The following is a 15,963-nucleotide window of genomic DNA, read 5'->3' as shown; positions in this document are numbered from 1 at the left end:
CCCCGAGGTGCTGCGGTGATGTTCCACACGGCAGCCGCCGACCATCTGTAGGCGGGGAATGTTATCTCAGGAGGCCACCCCCATCAACATCAAACCGACCAAAAACGGCCGATTCGATGAAAAAAATTGCCTCAGTGCGCTCGAACCTGCGAACTTCCGGCATTCTGAGGGTCTGCCACGGAGGAAGAGTCCTCCGAAGCTTCACCTTGCGGAAGCTCGACCAGCGCGAGTTCCAGCACCTCGTCGATCCATTTGACCGGCTTGATTTCCAGGTCCTTCTTGATCCGCTCGGGAATCTCGGCGAGGTCCTTCTCGTTCTCTTCGGGAATCAGCACCAGTCGAATGCCACCACGAAGAGCGGCCAGCAGCTTTTCCTTGAGGCCACCGATCGGCAGCACCTTGCCGCGCAGGGTGATCTCCCCGGTCATGGCGACGTCCGCTCGCACGGCCACCCCGGTCAGCACCGAAACCAGAGCCGTCACCATGGCAATCCCTGCGCTGGGACCATCCTTCGGCGTCGCCCCTTCCGGAACGTGGATATGGATGTCCTTGTTCTGGTGGAAATCCTCGGCGATGCCCAGGGCGCTGGCCCGGGATCGAACGACCGACAGCGCCGCCTGCACCGATTCCTGCATGACGCTGCCCAGCTGCCCCGTGTGGGTCAGCTTGCCCTTGCCCGGGACCGCCGCGGCTTCGATCTGCAGCAGCTCGCCGCCCACTTCGGTCCAGGCCAGGCCCGTGACCTGACCGATCTCGCTCTGTTCTTCGGCACGTCCGTAGCGGAAGCGCCGCACGCCCAGGTACTTGTCGAGATTCCGAGTGGTGATCTGACGACGCTCCAGCTTCGGATCGAGGCTCAGCTCCTTGACTACCTTGCGGCAGATCTTGGCCAGTTCGCGCTCGAGGTTCCGCACGCCCGCCTCGCGGGTGTAGTAGCGGATGATGTCCGTGATCGCGGTTTCGCTGACGCTGATCTCCTCGGGCTTGAGACCATGCTGCTCGATCTGCTTGCCCAGCAGATAGCGAGTGGCGATATTGAGCTTCTCGTCCTCCGTGTAACCCGGAATCCGGATCACTTCCATACGATCCAGCAGCGGACCCGGAATGTTCAGGGAATTCGCCGTCGCCAGGAACATCACCTCCGACAGATCGAAATCGACCTCCAGGTAATGATCGCCGAAGGTGTTGTTCTGCTCGGGATCGAGCACTTCGAGCAGGGCCGAGGAGGGATCACCCCGGAAGTCCATGCTCATCTTGTCCAGCTCGTCGAGCATGAACAGGGGGTTCCTGGTCCCGACCTTGCCCATGTTCTGAAGCACGCGGCCCGGCATCGAACCGATGTAGGTCCGACGATGGCCGCGGATCTCGGCCTCGTCCCTGACGCCACCCAGACTCATGCGCACCAGCTCGCGTCCGGTGGCCTTTGCAATCGATTTGCCCAGCGAGGTCTTGCCCACCCCGGGCGGGCCGACCAGGCAGAGAATCGGACCCTTGAGCTTCTTGACGCGCTGCTGCACGGCGAGGTACTCGAGGATCCGCTCCTTGACCCGCTCCAGGCCGTAATGATCGCGTTCCAGAATGTCGTGGGCGGCCTTGATGTCGTGGCGCACCTTGCTGCGCTTCTTCCACGGCATCATCAGCATCCAGTCCAGGTAGTTGCGCACCACCGTGGCCTCGGCCGACATCGGCGACATCATCTTCAGCTTGTTCAATTCGCTACGGGCCTTCTCCAGCGCCTCCTTGGGCATGCCGGCCTTTTCGATCTTCTGCTCGAGATCGCCCAGGTCGTTGCCGGACTCGTCGAGATCGCCCAGCTCCTTCTGGATGGCCTTCATCTGCTCGTTGAGGTAGTACTCGCGCTGGCTCTTTTCCATCTGCGTCTTGACGCGCCCGCGAATGCGCTTCTCGAGCTTGAGCACGTCGATCTCGCCCTCGATCAGGGCCATCAGACGCTCCATCCGCTCCAGCACGGACGCGGTTTCGAGGATCTGCTGCTTGTCCTCGTTGCGAATGCCCAGATGCGCCGCGATCGTGTCGGCCAGACGGCTGGAATCCTCGATGCCGGCCAGGGTGGTCAGCAGTTCGGGCGGAATCTTCCGGCTGAGCTTGACGTACTGCTCGAACAGGCTCATCAGGCTGCGCGTGGTGACTTCGAGCTGGCGCTCGTCGTCGGCCTGCCCCTGCAGGTACTCCCAACGACCGGCCAGGTAGCCATCGGTCTCCTCGAGTTCGGTCACCTTGACCCGCTCCACGCCCTCGACGAGCACCTTGGTGGTGCCGTCCGGCAGACGCAGCATCTGCAGGATGCTGGCGATCGTTCCGTGATCGAACAGATCGGAGGGCTCGGGCGATTCGACTTCGGGATTACGCTGGGTGATCAGCAGAATCTGCTTGTCGACGTTCATGGTCTCCTCCAGCGCCCGCACCGAACGTTCACGGCCGACGAAGAGAGGGATCACCATGTGGGGGAACACCACCACATCGCGCAGGCTCAGCACCGGGGTGGGCTGACGCGGGGGCGACTGGGAGGCACCGCTGCTGGCGTTGCTGGTCATAAGAATTCCTTGAGTGTCAGCGCTGGCCGATCGCTCGGCCGCGAAGATGTTTGACGATGAGGAGTATATTGCTCCCGCGGCAGCGGGATTCAAGCGCTTCGAGGGAGCGGCGTTTCGCGCCCCCAGCGGGAATCAGCTTTCGCCGCCTGCGCGCTGCTGGGGCGGGTTGCCCTCGTAGATCATGTAAGGCTCGGCCTCGCCGTTGATCACGGCCTCGTCGACCACGATCTTGCTGACGTTCTCGGCCGACGGCAGATCGTACATGCTGTCGAGGAGCACGTTCTCCAGAATGGTCCGGAGACCGCGAGCGCCGGTCTTGCGGGCCATCGCCTTGCGGGCAATGGCGTGGAGCGCGTCTTCGCGCACCTCCAGCTCGCAGTGGTCCATCTCGAACAGCTTGCGGAACTGCTTGACCACGGCATTCTTGGGCTCGACCAGGATCCGCACCAGCGCGTCCTCGTCCAGCTCGCGCAGGGTCGCGATGACCGGCATGCGCCCGACGAATTCCGGGATCAGACCGAAGCGGATCAGGTCTTCCGGCTCGACGCCGGCGATCAGGCTGGACAGATCGGCGGACTGCTGGCTACGCACCTCGGCCTTGAATCCGATGCCGGCCGACTCCGAGCGCGCCTGAATGACCTTGTCGAGACCGGCAAAGGCCCCACCGCAGATGAACAGGATGTTGCGCGTGTCGACCTGCAGGAATTCCTGCTGCGGATGCTTGCGACCGCCCTGCGGCGGCACCGAAGCCATGGTGCCCTCGATCAGCTTGAGCAGCGCCTGCTGCACGCCCTCCCCCGACACGTCGCGCGTGATCGACGGATTCTCGGCCTTGCGCGAGATCTTGTCGATCTCATCGATGTAGACGATGCCGCTCTGCGCCTTCTCGACGTCGTAATCGCACTTCTGGAGCAGCTTCTGGATGATGTTCTCGACGTCCTCGCCCACGTAACCGGCTTCGGTCAGGGTGGTGGCATCGGCGATCGTGAAGGGCACGTTCAGCATGCGGGCCAGGGTTTCAGCGAGCAGGGTCTTGCCCGAGCCCGTCGGGCCGATCAGCAGGATGTTCGACTTGGCCAGTTCGACGTCATCGCGGTGCTTGTGCGACTCGAGGCGCTTGTAGTGGTTGTACACGGCCACCGAAAGGACCTTCTTCGCGTCCTTCTGACCGATGACGTAATTGTCCAGGAACGAGTGGATCTCACGCGGCGTCGGCAGGGTCTCGCGCTCGGACAGGCTCGATTCCTCGAGCTCTTCACGGATGATGTCGTTGCAGAGTTCGACGCACTCGTCGCAGATGTAGACGCTGGGTCCTGCGATCAGTTTGCGTACTTCATGCTGGCTCTTTCCGCAGAAGGAGCAGTACAGAATCTTGCCGTCGCTGGTCGACTCACTCATGGGATTGGACGATCACCACCAATACTGGTCATTCGGCTAGTTTAACCGAATACGACGCGGGTCATGTCGACGCGCGCGAACTCAGGACTTCGTCGACCAGACCGTACTCGCAGGCCTCTTCGGCCGACATGAACTTGTCGCGATCGGTGTCGGCCTCGATCGTCTCCATCGGCTGGCCGGTGTGATGACGAAGGATCTCGTTCAGATTGTCCTTCATCTTCAGGATCTCCCGGGCATGGATATCGATGTCCGAGGCCTGGCCCTGGAAGCCACCGAGGGGCTGATGGATCATCACGCGCGAATGCGGCAGGGCATAGCGCTTGCCCTTGGCCCCGGAGGCCAGCAGCAAGGCACCCATGCTGGCCGCCTGGCCGACACACATGGTGGCCACGTCCGGCTTGACGAACTGCATGGTGTCGTAGATGGCCATCCCGGCGGTCACGGAGCCGCCGGGCGAGTTGATGTAGATATTGATGTCCTTGTCCGGATTCTCGCTTTCGAGATACAGGAGCTGGGCAACAATCAGGTTGGCGGAATAGTCCTCGATCGGGCCGACGATGAAGATCACCCGCTCCTTGAGCAGGCGCGAGTAGATGTCGTAGGCACGTTCGCCGCGAGCCGACTGCTCGACGACCATCGGGACCAGATTCAGCGCCTTTTCGTTCATTCCTGCTCCATCACTTCCTTGAAGGACATGCTCTTGGCGGTCACCTTGGCCTTGTCGAGGATGGTGTCGACCACCTGCTCTTCCAGGGCCAGATTCTCCAGCTGATCCATCAAGCGCTCGTCGGAGCGATAGATTTCCATGATCTGCGCCGGATTCTCGTAAGTGTCGGCGATCTCGGCGAGCTTCGCGTCAACGCGCTCGGGATCGATCGAGATCTCGTTCTGGCGAGCGAACTCTCCGAACAACAGGCCCAGGCGCAGACGGCGCTCGGCCGGCTCACGGAACATGTCCGGGGACAACTGGCCGCCCTGACCACCCATCTGCTGCTGCATCTGCATCAACATCTGGCGGGCTTCCTGCTGGATGCTGGAATCCGGCAGCTTGATGTCGCCGAAGTGCTCGAGCAGACCATCGGTCACGGCCTGCTTCAGACGGTTGCTGACGGTCTGGCGCAGTTCGCGCTCCAGATTGCGGCGCACGTCGGCGCGCAGCTTGTCGACGCCTTCTTCGACTCCGAACTCCTTGGCGAAAGCGTCATCGACCTCCGGCAGTTCGGACTCTTCGACCGCCTGGATCTCGAGCTCGACCTGGGCCTTCTTGCCGGCCAGGGCCTGGTGGCGATAGGACTCGGGGAAGCTCATCTCCAGGGACTTCTTGTCGCCGGCAGACAGGCCGGTCAGCACGCCCTCGAGTTCCGGGAAGCTCTCGAGCTTGCCGAGGACCGGTGCGATTTCGTGACGCCCCGTATTCGGCACCCGCTCGCCATCGACCTCGGCCACGTAGGCTGCCTTGACCCGGTCACCGACCTTCGAGGCACGTTCCACGGCATTCCAGATCCGCTTCTGCTCCCGCAGGGTCTCGATCATGTCGTCGACGTCCGAGTCCTGGACTTCGGCTTCCGGACGCTCGATCGCCAGATCGTCGACCTTGATCTCGGGCATTTCCGGGAACACCTCCAGGTCGGCCACGAATTCGAACTGGCCGTCGGCTTCCGGCCTGGGCTCGAGGCGGGTCACGCCGGCCACGCGCAGCTTCTGCTCGCCGATGGCATCCTGCAGTCGCGACTGCATCAGTTGCTGCATCACTTCGTCGCGGACCTGCTTGCCATAGCGCTGACGAATCACGTTCAGCGGCACCTTGCCCGGGCGGAAACCCTTCAGGCGCACTTCACGGCGCAGTTCATTGAGGCGGCCAGCGACCTGGCTGTCGATTTCATCGGCCGGAACCTGAACGGTCATGCGCCGCTCGAGATCACCGGTATTTTCCACGGATACCTGCATGGTTGGTCTTTGTCGAAGTGAGTGTTGTCGAATATCGGAATGTCGAAGGATGCGTCGCCGCGTGGCACCGGCACCCGAAAAGGTGGTGGGCCGTCAGGGACTCGAACCCCGAACCTACTGATTAAGAGTCAGCTGCTCTACCATTGAGCTAACGGCCCATCTTGAAAATGGGGTGAGCGACGGGGGTTGAACCCGCGACCTCTGGAGCCACAATCCAGTGCTCTACCAACTGAGCTACGCCCACCATCAAAACAAATTGTCGTTCCGGACCTCGCGACCGGCCCGATAGCGCACTATTGTAGCGCGAAATCGGTTGTGGCGCGCCCGGCAGGACTCGAACCTGCAACCGCCGGCTTAGAAGGCCGATGCTCTATCCGGTTGAGCTACAGGCGCACGCCTGACCTGGTCGGGGCGGCAGGATTTGAACCTGCGACCTACTGCTCCCAAAGCAGTTGCGCTACCAGGCTGCGCTACGCCCCGCGTCCAAGCCGGCCAATGTTACGGATGGGAGGCGGTTCGGTCAACTCCTCGGGCCGGATTTGCGGGCGATATTTTTGGATTCCGGGCCGCCCGATGGGCCTGCAGCCCGAAAGATCGACGGAGAAGCCGGAACCTCGCCAGAACGGATGGACGCACCTCTTCGACGAGAGTGCGGGTGGGACACGGTCGGAGGGATCGATCAAGACCGCTCGAAGGCGGTTTTGACCCTGCGGGCCTCATAGGCTGCGCCGCTCGTCGTCAGTTGCTGCGCAACTGATCGAACCTGGGAGCTTCGACTCGGCTTCCGGGCGCGCCATATACGAAAAAACCCCGCCGAAGCGGGGCTTCTAGTGACCTGCAGCTCCGTGCGCGCCCGGAAGGATTGCTGGCGCTGCGCGCCAGCGAGCTCCGGCCTATCGGCCTTCGGTTCGAACCGATTGTTGATTGTCGGAGGTTCGAACCCTTCCGGTCGCGCATAAAAAAACCCGCCGAAGCGGGCTTTTTTAAATGGCGCGCCCGGAAGGATTCGAACCTCCGACCGCCTGGTTCGTAGCCAGGTACTCTATCCAGCTGAGCTACGGGCGCGTTGAACTGCAAGCCGCGCATTATCGGGAAAGGGCTTGGACCTGTCAAGCCCGGTTTTGGGCTTTTTTACGCCCGACTCGGGATTGCTCCATTCAGCTGACTTGGTTACAGTGCCGACTGGATGCGCCTGGAACAGATCACCATGCCTCGTTCTCGCCTCGTCGTCCGAGTTGCCCTTGCCCTGTCATTGTCCTCGATACTGGTCGGTTGCAGCCTGCCGGAGGTCGAGCCGCTGATGCCCACGCCCGCCCTCTACAGCGAAACCGGCGCGACACCGCTGGCACACATACCACCGAATCAGCGATGGACACCTCGAAAGGTCTACTTCGCCACCACCCGCGAACGCAGCGAGAGTCAGCAGCGCGTCGACTACGGCAACAGGCAGAGCAGCCACGTATCGGTCGGTCTGGCAATGATCGGTTTCGGCGGCCCGGACATGAGCAGGTCGGACCTCGATCGTGCATCGAGCCAGGCGGAGCGGGAGGCCAGCGTGCCCCTGTCCATGGCCGGACTGCTCGAGGCCGGACGCTTTTCGATCACCCCGACCGGCCAGCTCGAGGATGCGAGCGGAACGACAGCCTGGTTGCTCGATGACCTGAATGCCTCGATCGCGGCCTCGCGCAGTCCGGATCTGCTGATCTATGTCCACGGTGCGAAGGTGAACTTCTACAACGCCAATGTTTTCGCCGCCCAGCTGGATCATTTCATGGGCCGTGACATGACGTCCGTGGCCTTCGCTTGGCCAACGCGCCAGAACATCTTCAGCTACGGCCTGGGAGACGACCTCGAGCGGGCCTATCGCAATGCGCCCGCGCTGAGCACGCTGCTGGAACTACTCGCCGACCGATCCATCGCCGAGCGCATCCACATCGTGACCTGGAGCGCAGGTGGTCGCCTGGTCACCGAAGCCCTTGCGCAGCTGCACGAGCGACATGCCGACGAGCACCCGGACCTGCGCGAACGCTTCCGGCTGGGGACGATCTACTTCGCCGCCGCCGATGTGCCGGGCTCTGAGTTCATCGAGGCCCTGCCACGCCTCGAGGCCATCGCTGAGCGACTGGTCGTTACGGCCTCATCGAACGATGGGGCGCTTCGAATGGCCCGTCGGTTCATGCGAGGTGACGAGCGCATCGGCCAGATTCGATCCGAAGCCCTCAGTGATGAGCAGTTGGAGACCATTCGCTCGTCGCGCAGGCTGGAAGTGATCGATGTGTCGCGAGGCAGCGATCAGCGCGGATTCGACATCACGGGGCACCGCTACTGGTTCAATCACCCCTGGGCAAGCAGCGATGTGGTGCTGGCCATTCGCGGCGGCCTCGCGGCCGGTGACCGCGCGCTCCAGCCAGAGGACCTGGCCGTTCTCTGGAGCATTCCGAGTGACTACCCTCACCGCCTGAGCACGCTGCTGCAGCGCGCTGGCGTGCCGATACGCCAGGACAATTGACCTTGCCGGGAGCCCGAAAGGAGCACCGAAGGCTGTACGAGCCAGCCCTCCCCGGTCATCGAGGCGGTCCAGCAGCGCTGACAGGCTCGTCCGGCTGTGCCAGACTTTCGCGGTCATCAACGAGCCCCGTCAGCGTGCAATGAACGAGAAGTCCGTCGCGCGTCTCAAACAGATCCAAGGCCCCGGCCTGCACTTTCCCGGCCATGCTCGGGACAGCTGGTTGATCGGTCGCGGCAGCGACTGCGATCTGGTGCTTGCCGATCCGCAGATCTCTCGCCAGCACGCGCGGATCGATTGGACGAACCCGCCCACGATCCGGGATCTCGGCTCCAGCGCCGGAATCATGGTCAACGGTCAGGCGGTCGAACAGGCGGAGCTCGCCGCCGGCGACCGCCTCGGCATCGGGCCCTGGTGCTTCGTGCTCGCCGAGACGTCGGCCTGGGATGAAGGGCGGACCGTGGTCGTGGATGCCCGGGCCGCCAGCGTGGCGGCACCGCGGCTGGAACTCCTGCTCGACTTCTCGAGCCGGGTCAATCGAGTGTCCTCGGAACTCGAGGTGCAGCGATTCATCCTGGAAACCGCGCTGCTGGGCAGCGGCTTTCGCCGAGCCGCACTGATCGATCTCCGGACGTCGGAATCCACCGTCCTCGCCAGCCTGCCGGACGCGCCGGGCTCGACGGATTTCAGCCGGCAACTGATCGAAACCGCGAGATCTCGTCGCCTGGTCGAGCTTCGCCAGATTCCCGCCGGCGACCGGAGTGCCAGCGTGGCCGCGCTGGAGGTGAGCAGCGCTCTGGCCGTCGTCGAGGCGGTCGACGACTGGGGGGATCTCCTGCTCTACCTCGACACGCGCCAGGGTGAAGCCAGGGAGCAACCGGACACCGCGCGCTTCTGTCAGGCCCTGCTGCGCGTCGGCTCCCTGGCCCTGGCGCGCCTGCACCACCAGCAGGCCCTCTGGGACCAGCGTGAGCGCATCTACTCCGATCTTCATGATGACCTGGGCGCTCGACTGCTCAATCAGATCTATCGCGCCCGCACGCCGGCGGACGCGGATGAGGTCCGCGCCATGCTCCAGGACCTCCGCGACGTCGTGTCCAGGCCGGCCGGTCAGCCGCAGCCCCTGTCCGAACTACTGGCCGCGGTTCGTTCGGAAGCCGCCGAACGGCTCGAGAACGCCGGCGTCGAGCTCGCATGGCCGCCGAGCGATGCCATCCCTGACGTCGACTGGAATCCGGCCGATGCGGCCAACCTGAGCCGAGCCATCCGGGAAGCGCTCAGCAATGGCCTCAGGCATGCCGGCGCAAGCCGCTTTACCGTGGCGATCGATGCCCAAGCGCCAGATCTGCATGTCCGGATCGCTCATGATGGAGACTTTCAGGCACCCGAGGACTGGTCCCCGGGACGAGGCATCAACGGCCTCATCAAGCGCAGCCTGGTGCTCGGAGGCCAGGTGGAGTGGCATGTCGAGGGGGATCAGCTCATCACCCACTTCCACATCAAGCTGATGGGAAGCACCGCATGAACAAGGCCCTGATCATCGAAGACCTTCCCGCGGCCCGCGCCTGGCTGGAAGCGGCACTGAACGAGGCCTTTCCAGGCATCTCCGTGGCCTGCACGGAAAGCTGTTCCGGCGCTCGCGAATGGCTCGCACAGGACCGGCCGGACCTTGCCCTGGTAGACCTCGGCCTGCCGGATGGCGACGGCACCGCCCTGATCGCGGCGATCAAGCGCGCCCACCCGGATGCACTCTGTGTCGTGGCCAGCACCTTTGCCGACGACGCCCATCTGTTCCCGGCCCTGCGCGCGGGCGCCGACGGCTACTTCACCAAGGACCAGGGGCAGGACGCGCTGGTCCGGGTGCTGCGCGAGATCAGCCAGGGCAAGCCCCCGCTGTCGCCGGGAATCGCAAGACGACTGCTGAGCTTCTTCCAGGATCCGGAACCCCCTGAAACGCCGCTCAGCCCCAGGGAAACCGAGGTGCTCCAGCTGATCGGCAAGGGCTATTCCCTGAACGAAGTCGGCCGCCTGCTCGAGATCACGCGGCATACGGCAGCCGGCTACGTCAAGGACATCTATCGCAAGCTCGGCATCAATTCCCGCGCCGAAGCCGCCCTGAAGGCGGCCGAATTCGGCCTCCTGCGCTAGCGCTCCGCGACTGCCCCCCTCATTCGGGGGATAGGCGCCCTCCCCTCGCTTACGGACAATGCCCATCGGCGCTCGAGAAGCGCTGAAGCCTCATCCACGTATCCGAGGGGAACCCAATGCGCAAGTTGATCACCTGTCTGAGTTTCACACTGGCCATGCTGTCCTTGCCGGCATTCGCACAATTCGAGTTCATCGAAGACCTGACGCCCGCCGGCGGCGAGGTCGAAGACTTCGGCCTGGGCTCGCGCGTGTTCGAGAACGACCTGTTCGTCGCCTGGCCCCACGGCTTCGGTGAACCCGATCCGGCCCCGACCTGCGGTGAGGTCTACCACTACACCAAGAACGCCGAGGGCCGCTTCGAGCTGGCCTCCGTCCTGCAGGCGCCCAGCTGCAGCCCCGGAGACATGTTCGGCGCCGCCGACATGGAGCTCGACGGCGACACCCTGTTCATCTCCGCCCTGTCGGGCCTGCGTGGCGACGGCCAGGGCAATCCCTCCGATTCGCGCGTCTGGATCTTCGAGCGCGACCCGTCCTACAACCCCGACGGGGTCAACGCTGGCTGGCGGCCGGTCACCGACCTGATCGGATCCAACGTCGGCGGCAATCGGGCCATCGGCGGCTCCCTGGACATCGAGGGCGACACCCTGGCCGTCCAGTCGGTCACCTTCGAGACGGTCTTCGGCTTCAACTTCGCTCGTGCCGACGGCATCTACATCTTCCAGCGCAACGGTGACAGCTGGGCCGAGATCGATCGGATCACCGAGTCGACGGCTTTTTACGGGCTGGACTTCGAGCTGACCGCAGACCAGCTGATCGTCGGCGCCCCGGAAGCGCAGACCTTCGGCGGCCCGGGACGCGTCTACGTCTATGACCGGGTCGGCGACGACTTCGTGCTGAGTCAGACCCTCACGACCACGGACTCGGAATCGAACTTCGGCTACTTCGTCGACGTTCAGGATCAGACCATGGCCGTCGGTGCGGTCAACCTCGCCGAGCCCGGTGCCGTCTTCCTGTATGAACGCGACAGCGCAGGACTGTGGCAGCCGTCGGGCAAACTGACGCCTCCCACCCGTGCAAACAACGACATCTACGGCGTGATCGGCAGATTCGCCGATGATCTGCTGATCGTTGGCGCCGAGAACGGGGTCCGCCAGACCGAACCCGCCGCCGGCAAGGTCTACATCTACCAACGCAGCGGCAGCGACTACGAGCTCATCCAGGAACTGGTGGCACCGGTCAGCAGCAATGGCAGCGACGTCTTCGGCGGCGGCCTGACCACCAATGGCACGGACCTCCTGGTCAAGGCCTTCGGGGCGCCGGCCGGCGGCTTCACCGCCTTCTACCACTTCCAGCGCGAAGCAAGCGCCGGTCCCGGCGAGCCCACCGACCCGGACCCGAGCTTTGCCGTCGAACCCGGCCACAGCGGCCTGTTCTTCAACGCCGACCGCTCCGGCGAAGGTTTCATGATCGACATGCTTCCCGATGGCCGCGGCCTGATGTTCTGGTTCACCTATGCCGAGGGCCAGCCCCTGTGGCTGATCGCCCAGGGACCGGTCGAGGGCAACCTCATGCGCCTCGATCAGGTCTTCGCGCCGCGCGGCGCGCGCTTCGGGGATGCCTTCGACGCCGGCGACGTGGACCTGGTCGAATGGGGCAGCCTGCTGTTCGAATTCGACGATTGCGACGGTGGCCGGGTGCACTACTTCAGCGACCAGGCGGGATTCGGCGACGGCAGCATCGAACTGAGCCGCCTGTCCAACATCGCCGGCATCGACTGCGGCGAGACCCGTGAGACGGTCGTCAACGGCTTCTCCGGCGGTTTCTTCAACCCGGAGCGCGGCGGTGAAGGCCTGCAGATCCACATCACCGACCTCGATGGGCAGCACACGCCGGTGGTCTACTGGCCGACCTTCGACACCCAGGGCAATCCCCTGTGGCTGTTCGGCATGGGCCGCACCGAGGGCGACAGCATCGTCATCGATGAGATGCGCCGCTACTCAGGCGCCGCCTTCGGTGAGCTGTTCGACAGCAGCGACGTGGTCGGCTCGGACTGGGGCAGCGTGCGGATCGACTTCGAGGGTTGCGACCAGCTGACCATCGATTACCAGTCCGACGATCCGGCCTACGGTTCGGGCCAGATCGACATGATTCGTCTCTATCAGCTTGGTCTGACCACTTGCTCGGGCACACCGAGCGCACGGTAAACGAGTGCCCTGCACGCGCTCGGAAGGGGTCGGCCTCGTGGCCGGCCCCTTCATCTTTTCAAGAGCCGGCAAGCATTCAGATCACCTTCAACCGTCCAGCGAAGCCAGGCGCTGCCGGACCTGCGCCACGCGCGGGTGGTCCGAGCCCAGTGCCGGCTCCAGTGCCGCCAGACTTTCGCCGAGATGCAGGCGCGCCTCGCGGGTCCGGCCGGCCCCGGCCAGGCACCAGCCGTAGTTCGCCCGGAACACCGCATAGCTCACGTGCTCGGCGCCCAGCAGACGCTCGGCTTCCTGCAGCAGCAGCTCGAACTCGGTCACTGCGGCCTCGGGCTGGCCGCGATTGAGCAGCAGCATCCCCAGATTGTTGGCCACGCCCAGCATCTGGGTTCTGAGACCGTCGTCGTCACTGGCCTGCACCCGGCTCAGCACCTCCCGGTACAGGGGCTCGGCCTCATCGAGCCGTCCCTGATCTTCCAGCAGAAACGCAAGAATGTTGCGGGCCGTCAGGGTGTTCGGGTGCAGTGGCCCCAGCCGGCGCTCGTTCCAGTCCAGCACCGCCCGGGCCTCGGGCTCGGCGGCCTCGGCCTGGCCCTGCATGATCAACAGAGCCGCCAGGTTGTTGCGGCTGACGATCGTGCTCGGGTGTTCCTCGCCGAGAACGCGCTGGCGACGGGCCAGGGTATCGCGGACCAGGGCATCCGCTGCTTCGATCCGACCGGCATTGGTCAAGGCGGAGGCCAGGTTGTTCATTGCCGAGAGAGTCTGCGGATGATCGCTGCCGAAACGATCGATCCGCCCATCGACGATCGACTGGGCAATGCTCAGTTCGCGGGCATGATCACCACGACGCGCGGCGATCACCGCCAGGGAGTTCTTCAGCACCAGGGTGTCGTTGTGGCTGGCCCCCAGCACCTCCTCGGCCTCGGCGGCCTGGGCACCGACCAGCGACTCGGCCAGGTCCAGCTGACCGGCATCCAGCAGAGCGCGGGTGCGCACCGCCACCCAGTGATTGCGCACGTGGTGCCCCCGGGGGTAGCTCTGCATCCGCGATTCCAGCTGACCCGTGAGCTCGAGCGCAGCTTCGATCCCGCCCGCCTCCAGCGCCGCACGGGCCTGCTCGATCCGGGCCAGATCCGGCTCCTGACCGGGGGCGCCGGGATGGTCGAGGAAGATGGCGTTGGCGAAGTCGAGTTGCTCGCTGCCATCCTCCGTGCGCCCGAGATTGAGCAGGATGCTGCCCATGGTCCGGTGCAGTTCGGCACGCACCAGTGGGTCCATCTGCTGGTCCAGCGGCAGCATTCTCGCAGCCTCGTTCAGGGCCTCGACCAGGGTCACCCGCTCACCCAGGGTGTTGTCCGGGTCGGCGGCCAGCAGCATGTCGCGAATGAACTGATTGACGGCCGATAGTTGTTCGGCACGCAGCTCGGCCTCGAACCTCGCCTGCGATTCGCGCCAGGCGAAATGCACGGCCAGGGCGGTGCCCGTCAGCACCGCCAGTCCCACCGCCGCCGCCGCCCCCACGCCAAGGCGGTGGCGTCGCACGAACAGCCGGGCACGCCGCCATCGACCCGGACTTCGGGCCAGCAGGGGGCGATGATCGAGCCAGCGCTGCATGTCCTCCCTGAACTGCGCCACGGAGGCATAGCGCTCATCCGGGTCCCGGGCGAGCGCCTGCATCACCAGGGCGTCAAGCTCCGGGTCCAGGTCCGGTCGCAGGCGCCGGAGGGGATCGGGCTCATCCTGCGCCAGCCGCGCCAGGGCATCGATCAGGCTGAGCCCGGTCAGTACGATCGGCAGCCGCCCGGCGAAGGCCTGGTAGAGCATCACGCCCAGGGCGTGGATATCGCTCCGGGTGTCGGCCCGTCCATCGATCTGCTCGGGAGCCATGTAGCCGAGGGTGCCGACCAGCTCGCCGGTCTGGATCAGGGTCGAGGCCTGGCCAGGATCGACGTCGGTCAATCGAGCCACGCCGAAATCCAGGACGTGTGGATGACCCGCCTCGTCGACCAGGACATTGGCCGGTTTGAGATCGCGGTGGATGACGCCCTGCTGATGCGCATGGGCGACGCCATCGGCGATGGCTCCGATCAGCTCGATGACCTCACGATTCGACAGCGACCGGGACTGGAGATAGGCGTCCAACGGAAGACCATCGATCAATTCCATGGCCAGCCAGGGCTGGGCCCCGGCCGCCGAGTCCACCGTCCCGGCCGCATGGATCCTGGCGATGGACGGGTGGTTCAGACGGCCCAGCAGATCGGCTTCCTGCACGAGACGCTGGCGGGCCTCGGCGGACATCAGGTCGGCGCGGATCAGCTTGATCGCGACCTCGCGGTCCGGGTGCAGCTGGCGAGCGCGATACACGCTGCCCATGCCACCATGTCCGACCAGTTCGTTGAGTTCGAAGCCGGGAATCGTCGGCAGCGCCGACACGGCTTCACCGGCTCGCGCCACCGTCGGGGCGCAGGTCGCCTCTTCGAGCAAGCGAACGAGAGACTCGGCCTGCTCGAGGAGTTCGGGGCGATCTTCGAGTTCGCGGCGCAGGAAGGCATCGCGCTGGCCGGGTTCCAGGCGACCGGCCCGGACCGCCAGGCTGAGCAGCCCCTGATCCGAGGCCTGCGGACGCGACGCCACTACTGGACGTTGAACCCGCGACCGATGGCCACGCCCCGCGCCGTGGCCAGTTCCACTTCGTCTTCACGCAGACCACGCTCCAGGCGTTCGCGCTGACGCCGCAGTTCCTGGATGCGGTCCGGATCGGGGCTTTCCTTGTACAGCTCGTCTTCGATTCGATCGTCGACGCTATCGAGCTCGCGCTGGCCCTGGGCGACCCGCTGTTCGAGATCGTAGATGCCGCGACCCATGGCGTAGCCTTCCTCGAAATCCGCATCCCAGCCCGGAGGACAGGTCCTGAGATAACGTCCGCCCTCCAGGCCGAAGCGGAAGCCGTTGTCCAGAGTGCAGAAGGCCGCCAGGCCTTCGGAGAAGCCCGAGTACCAGGCCTCGGTGTCGGCCTCGTAGCCGGCTTCCTGGCAGGCCCCGGCGCGCTCTGCCAGGTAGTCCGGCGTGCGTCCCTGGCGGGCGTCCTGCTCGCCGAGGCGGTACCAGTCGGCCACCATGCACTGTTCCGGGCTCATCGTGGCGCAGCCCGAAAGCAGGCCACTCACGGTCATCAATACGACCAGTCTCCCTCGCATCGCCCCGC

General features: G+C 64.7%; 10 protein-coding genes and 5 tRNA genes. 4 read left to right on the top strand and 11 right to left on the bottom strand.

The window, feature by feature from the left end:
* Positions 1 to 131 precede the first annotated feature (131 nt).
* The 9 genes from lon to WM2015_RS06325 all read right to left on the bottom strand — a co-directional run bounded on the left by lon (position 132) and on the right by WM2015_RS06325 (position 6,965).
* Positions 132 to 2,555, bottom strand: a complete 2,424-nt coding sequence (lon, locus tag WM2015_RS06365; RefSeq protein WP_049725263.1) for an endopeptidase La — start codon at positions 2,553 to 2,555, stop codon at positions 132 to 134.
* Positions 2,556 to 2,687: 132 nt separating this feature from the next.
* Entirely contained in the window at positions 2,688 to 3,953 is a 1,266-nt protein-coding gene (gene clpX, locus WM2015_RS06360; RefSeq protein ID WP_049725262.1) for an ATP-dependent Clp protease ATP-binding subunit ClpX, read from the bottom strand.
* Between the two features lie 61 nt (positions 3,954 to 4,014).
* Positions 4,015 to 4,620 carry an ATP-dependent Clp endopeptidase proteolytic subunit ClpP gene (gene clpP, locus WM2015_RS06355; RefSeq protein WP_049725261.1) on the bottom strand — a complete coding sequence of 202 codons (606 nt, stop codon included), beginning with the start codon at positions 4,618 to 4,620 and terminating at the stop codon, positions 4,015 to 4,017.
* Positions 4,617 to 5,900, bottom strand: coding sequence for a trigger factor (tig, locus tag WM2015_RS06350; RefSeq protein WP_049725260.1), 1,284 nt, complete (start codon positions 5,898 to 5,900; stop codon positions 4,617 to 4,619). The genes clpP and tig overlap by 4 nt, the downstream gene beginning before the upstream one ends.
* An 83-nt stretch (positions 5,901 to 5,983) precedes the next feature.
* Positions 5,984 to 6,058, bottom strand: a tRNA-Lys gene (locus WM2015_RS06345).
* A 10-nt stretch (positions 6,059 to 6,068) separates the two neighbouring features.
* A tRNA-His gene (locus WM2015_RS06340) sits at positions 6,069 to 6,144 on the bottom strand.
* 72 nt (positions 6,145 to 6,216) lie between these two features.
* Positions 6,217 to 6,293, bottom strand: a tRNA-Arg gene (locus WM2015_RS06335).
* A gap of 10 nt (positions 6,294 to 6,303) precedes the next feature.
* Positions 6,304 to 6,380: transfer RNA gene (locus WM2015_RS06330), tRNA-Pro, on the bottom strand.
* A gap of 508 nt (positions 6,381 to 6,888) precedes the next feature.
* Positions 6,889 to 6,965: transfer RNA gene (locus WM2015_RS06325), tRNA-Arg, on the bottom strand.
* Positions 6,966 to 7,107: 142 nt separating this feature from the next.
* Between WM2015_RS06325 and WM2015_RS06320 the strand changes: the two genes are divergently transcribed.
* From WM2015_RS06320 to WM2015_RS06305, 4 genes are all read left to right on the top strand, one after another.
* A complete protein-coding gene (locus WM2015_RS06320) occupies positions 7,108 to 8,409 on the top strand; it encodes an alpha/beta hydrolase (protein WP_211260969.1) in 1,302 nt (433 codons plus the stop codon).
* A gap of 139 nt (positions 8,410 to 8,548) precedes the next feature.
* Positions 8,549 to 9,931, top strand: coding sequence for an FHA domain-containing protein (locus WM2015_RS06315; protein WP_049725258.1), 1,383 nt, complete (start codon positions 8,549 to 8,551; stop codon positions 9,929 to 9,931).
* The gene (locus WM2015_RS06310; RefSeq protein ID WP_049725257.1) at positions 9,928 to 10,554 is read left to right on the top strand and encodes a response regulator; all 627 of its coding nucleotides are present in this window, start codon (positions 9,928 to 9,930) and stop codon (positions 10,552 to 10,554) included. Before WM2015_RS06315 ends, WM2015_RS06310 begins: the two co-directional genes overlap by 4 nt.
* 116 nt (positions 10,555 to 10,670) lie before the next feature.
* Positions 10,671 to 12,758, top strand: coding sequence for a hypothetical protein (locus tag WM2015_RS06305; RefSeq protein ID WP_049725256.1), 2,088 nt, complete (start codon positions 10,671 to 10,673; stop codon positions 12,756 to 12,758).
* An 87-nt stretch (positions 12,759 to 12,845) separates the two neighbouring features.
* Here the strand turns inward: WM2015_RS06305 and WM2015_RS06300 are convergent, their stop codons facing one another.
* The gene (locus tag WM2015_RS06300) at positions 12,846 to 15,392 is read right to left on the bottom strand and encodes a serine/threonine-protein kinase (protein ID WP_049725255.1); all 2,547 of its coding nucleotides are present in this window, start codon (positions 15,390 to 15,392) and stop codon (positions 12,846 to 12,848) included.
* Complete coding sequence (locus WM2015_RS06295; protein ID WP_082169522.1) at positions 15,392 to 15,955, bottom strand: DUF2799 domain-containing protein; 564 nt, start codon at positions 15,953 to 15,955, stop codon at positions 15,392 to 15,394. The genes WM2015_RS06300 and WM2015_RS06295 overlap by 1 nt, the downstream gene beginning before the upstream one ends.
* Positions 15,956 to 15,963: the final 8 nt, after the last annotated feature.

It is taken from the genome of Wenzhouxiangella marina, from assembly GCF_001187785.1.
GTDB lineage: Bacteria > Pseudomonadota > Gammaproteobacteria > Xanthomonadales > Wenzhouxiangellaceae > Wenzhouxiangella > Wenzhouxiangella marina.
This window is presented reverse-complemented; position numbering and strand designations above follow the sequence as displayed.

What these genes read in the sequence shown, in the direction of transcription:
- lon (WP_049725263.1), bottom strand. Translation starts at nt 2,555, where the DNA reads ATGACCAGCAACGCCAGCAGCGGTGCCTCCCAGTCGCCCCCGCGTCAG.
- clpX (WP_049725262.1), bottom strand. Translation starts at nt 3,953, where the DNA reads ATGAGTGAGTCGACCAGCGACGGCAAGATTCTGTACTGCTCCTTCTGC.
- clpP (WP_049725261.1), bottom strand. Translation starts at nt 4,620, where the DNA reads ATGAACGAAAAGGCGCTGAATCTGGTCCCGATGGTCGTCGAGCAGTCG.
- tig (WP_049725260.1), bottom strand. Translation starts at nt 5,900, where the DNA reads ATGCAGGTATCCGTGGAAAATACCGGTGATCTCGAGCGGCGCATGACC.
- WM2015_RS06320 (WP_211260969.1), top strand. Translation starts at nt 7,108, where the DNA reads ATGCCTCGTTCTCGCCTCGTCGTCCGAGTTGCCCTTGCCCTGTCATTG.
- WM2015_RS06315 (WP_049725258.1), top strand. Translation starts at nt 8,549, where the DNA reads ATGAACGAGAAGTCCGTCGCGCGTCTCAAACAGATCCAAGGCCCCGGC.
- WM2015_RS06310 (WP_049725257.1), top strand. Translation starts at nt 9,928, where the DNA reads ATGAACAAGGCCCTGATCATCGAAGACCTTCCCGCGGCCCGCGCCTGG.
- WM2015_RS06305 (WP_049725256.1), top strand. Translation starts at nt 10,671, where the DNA reads ATGCGCAAGTTGATCACCTGTCTGAGTTTCACACTGGCCATGCTGTCC.
- WM2015_RS06295 (WP_082169522.1), bottom strand. Translation starts at nt 15,955, where the DNA reads ATGCGAGGGAGACTGGTCGTATTGATGACCGTGAGTGGCCTGCTTTCG.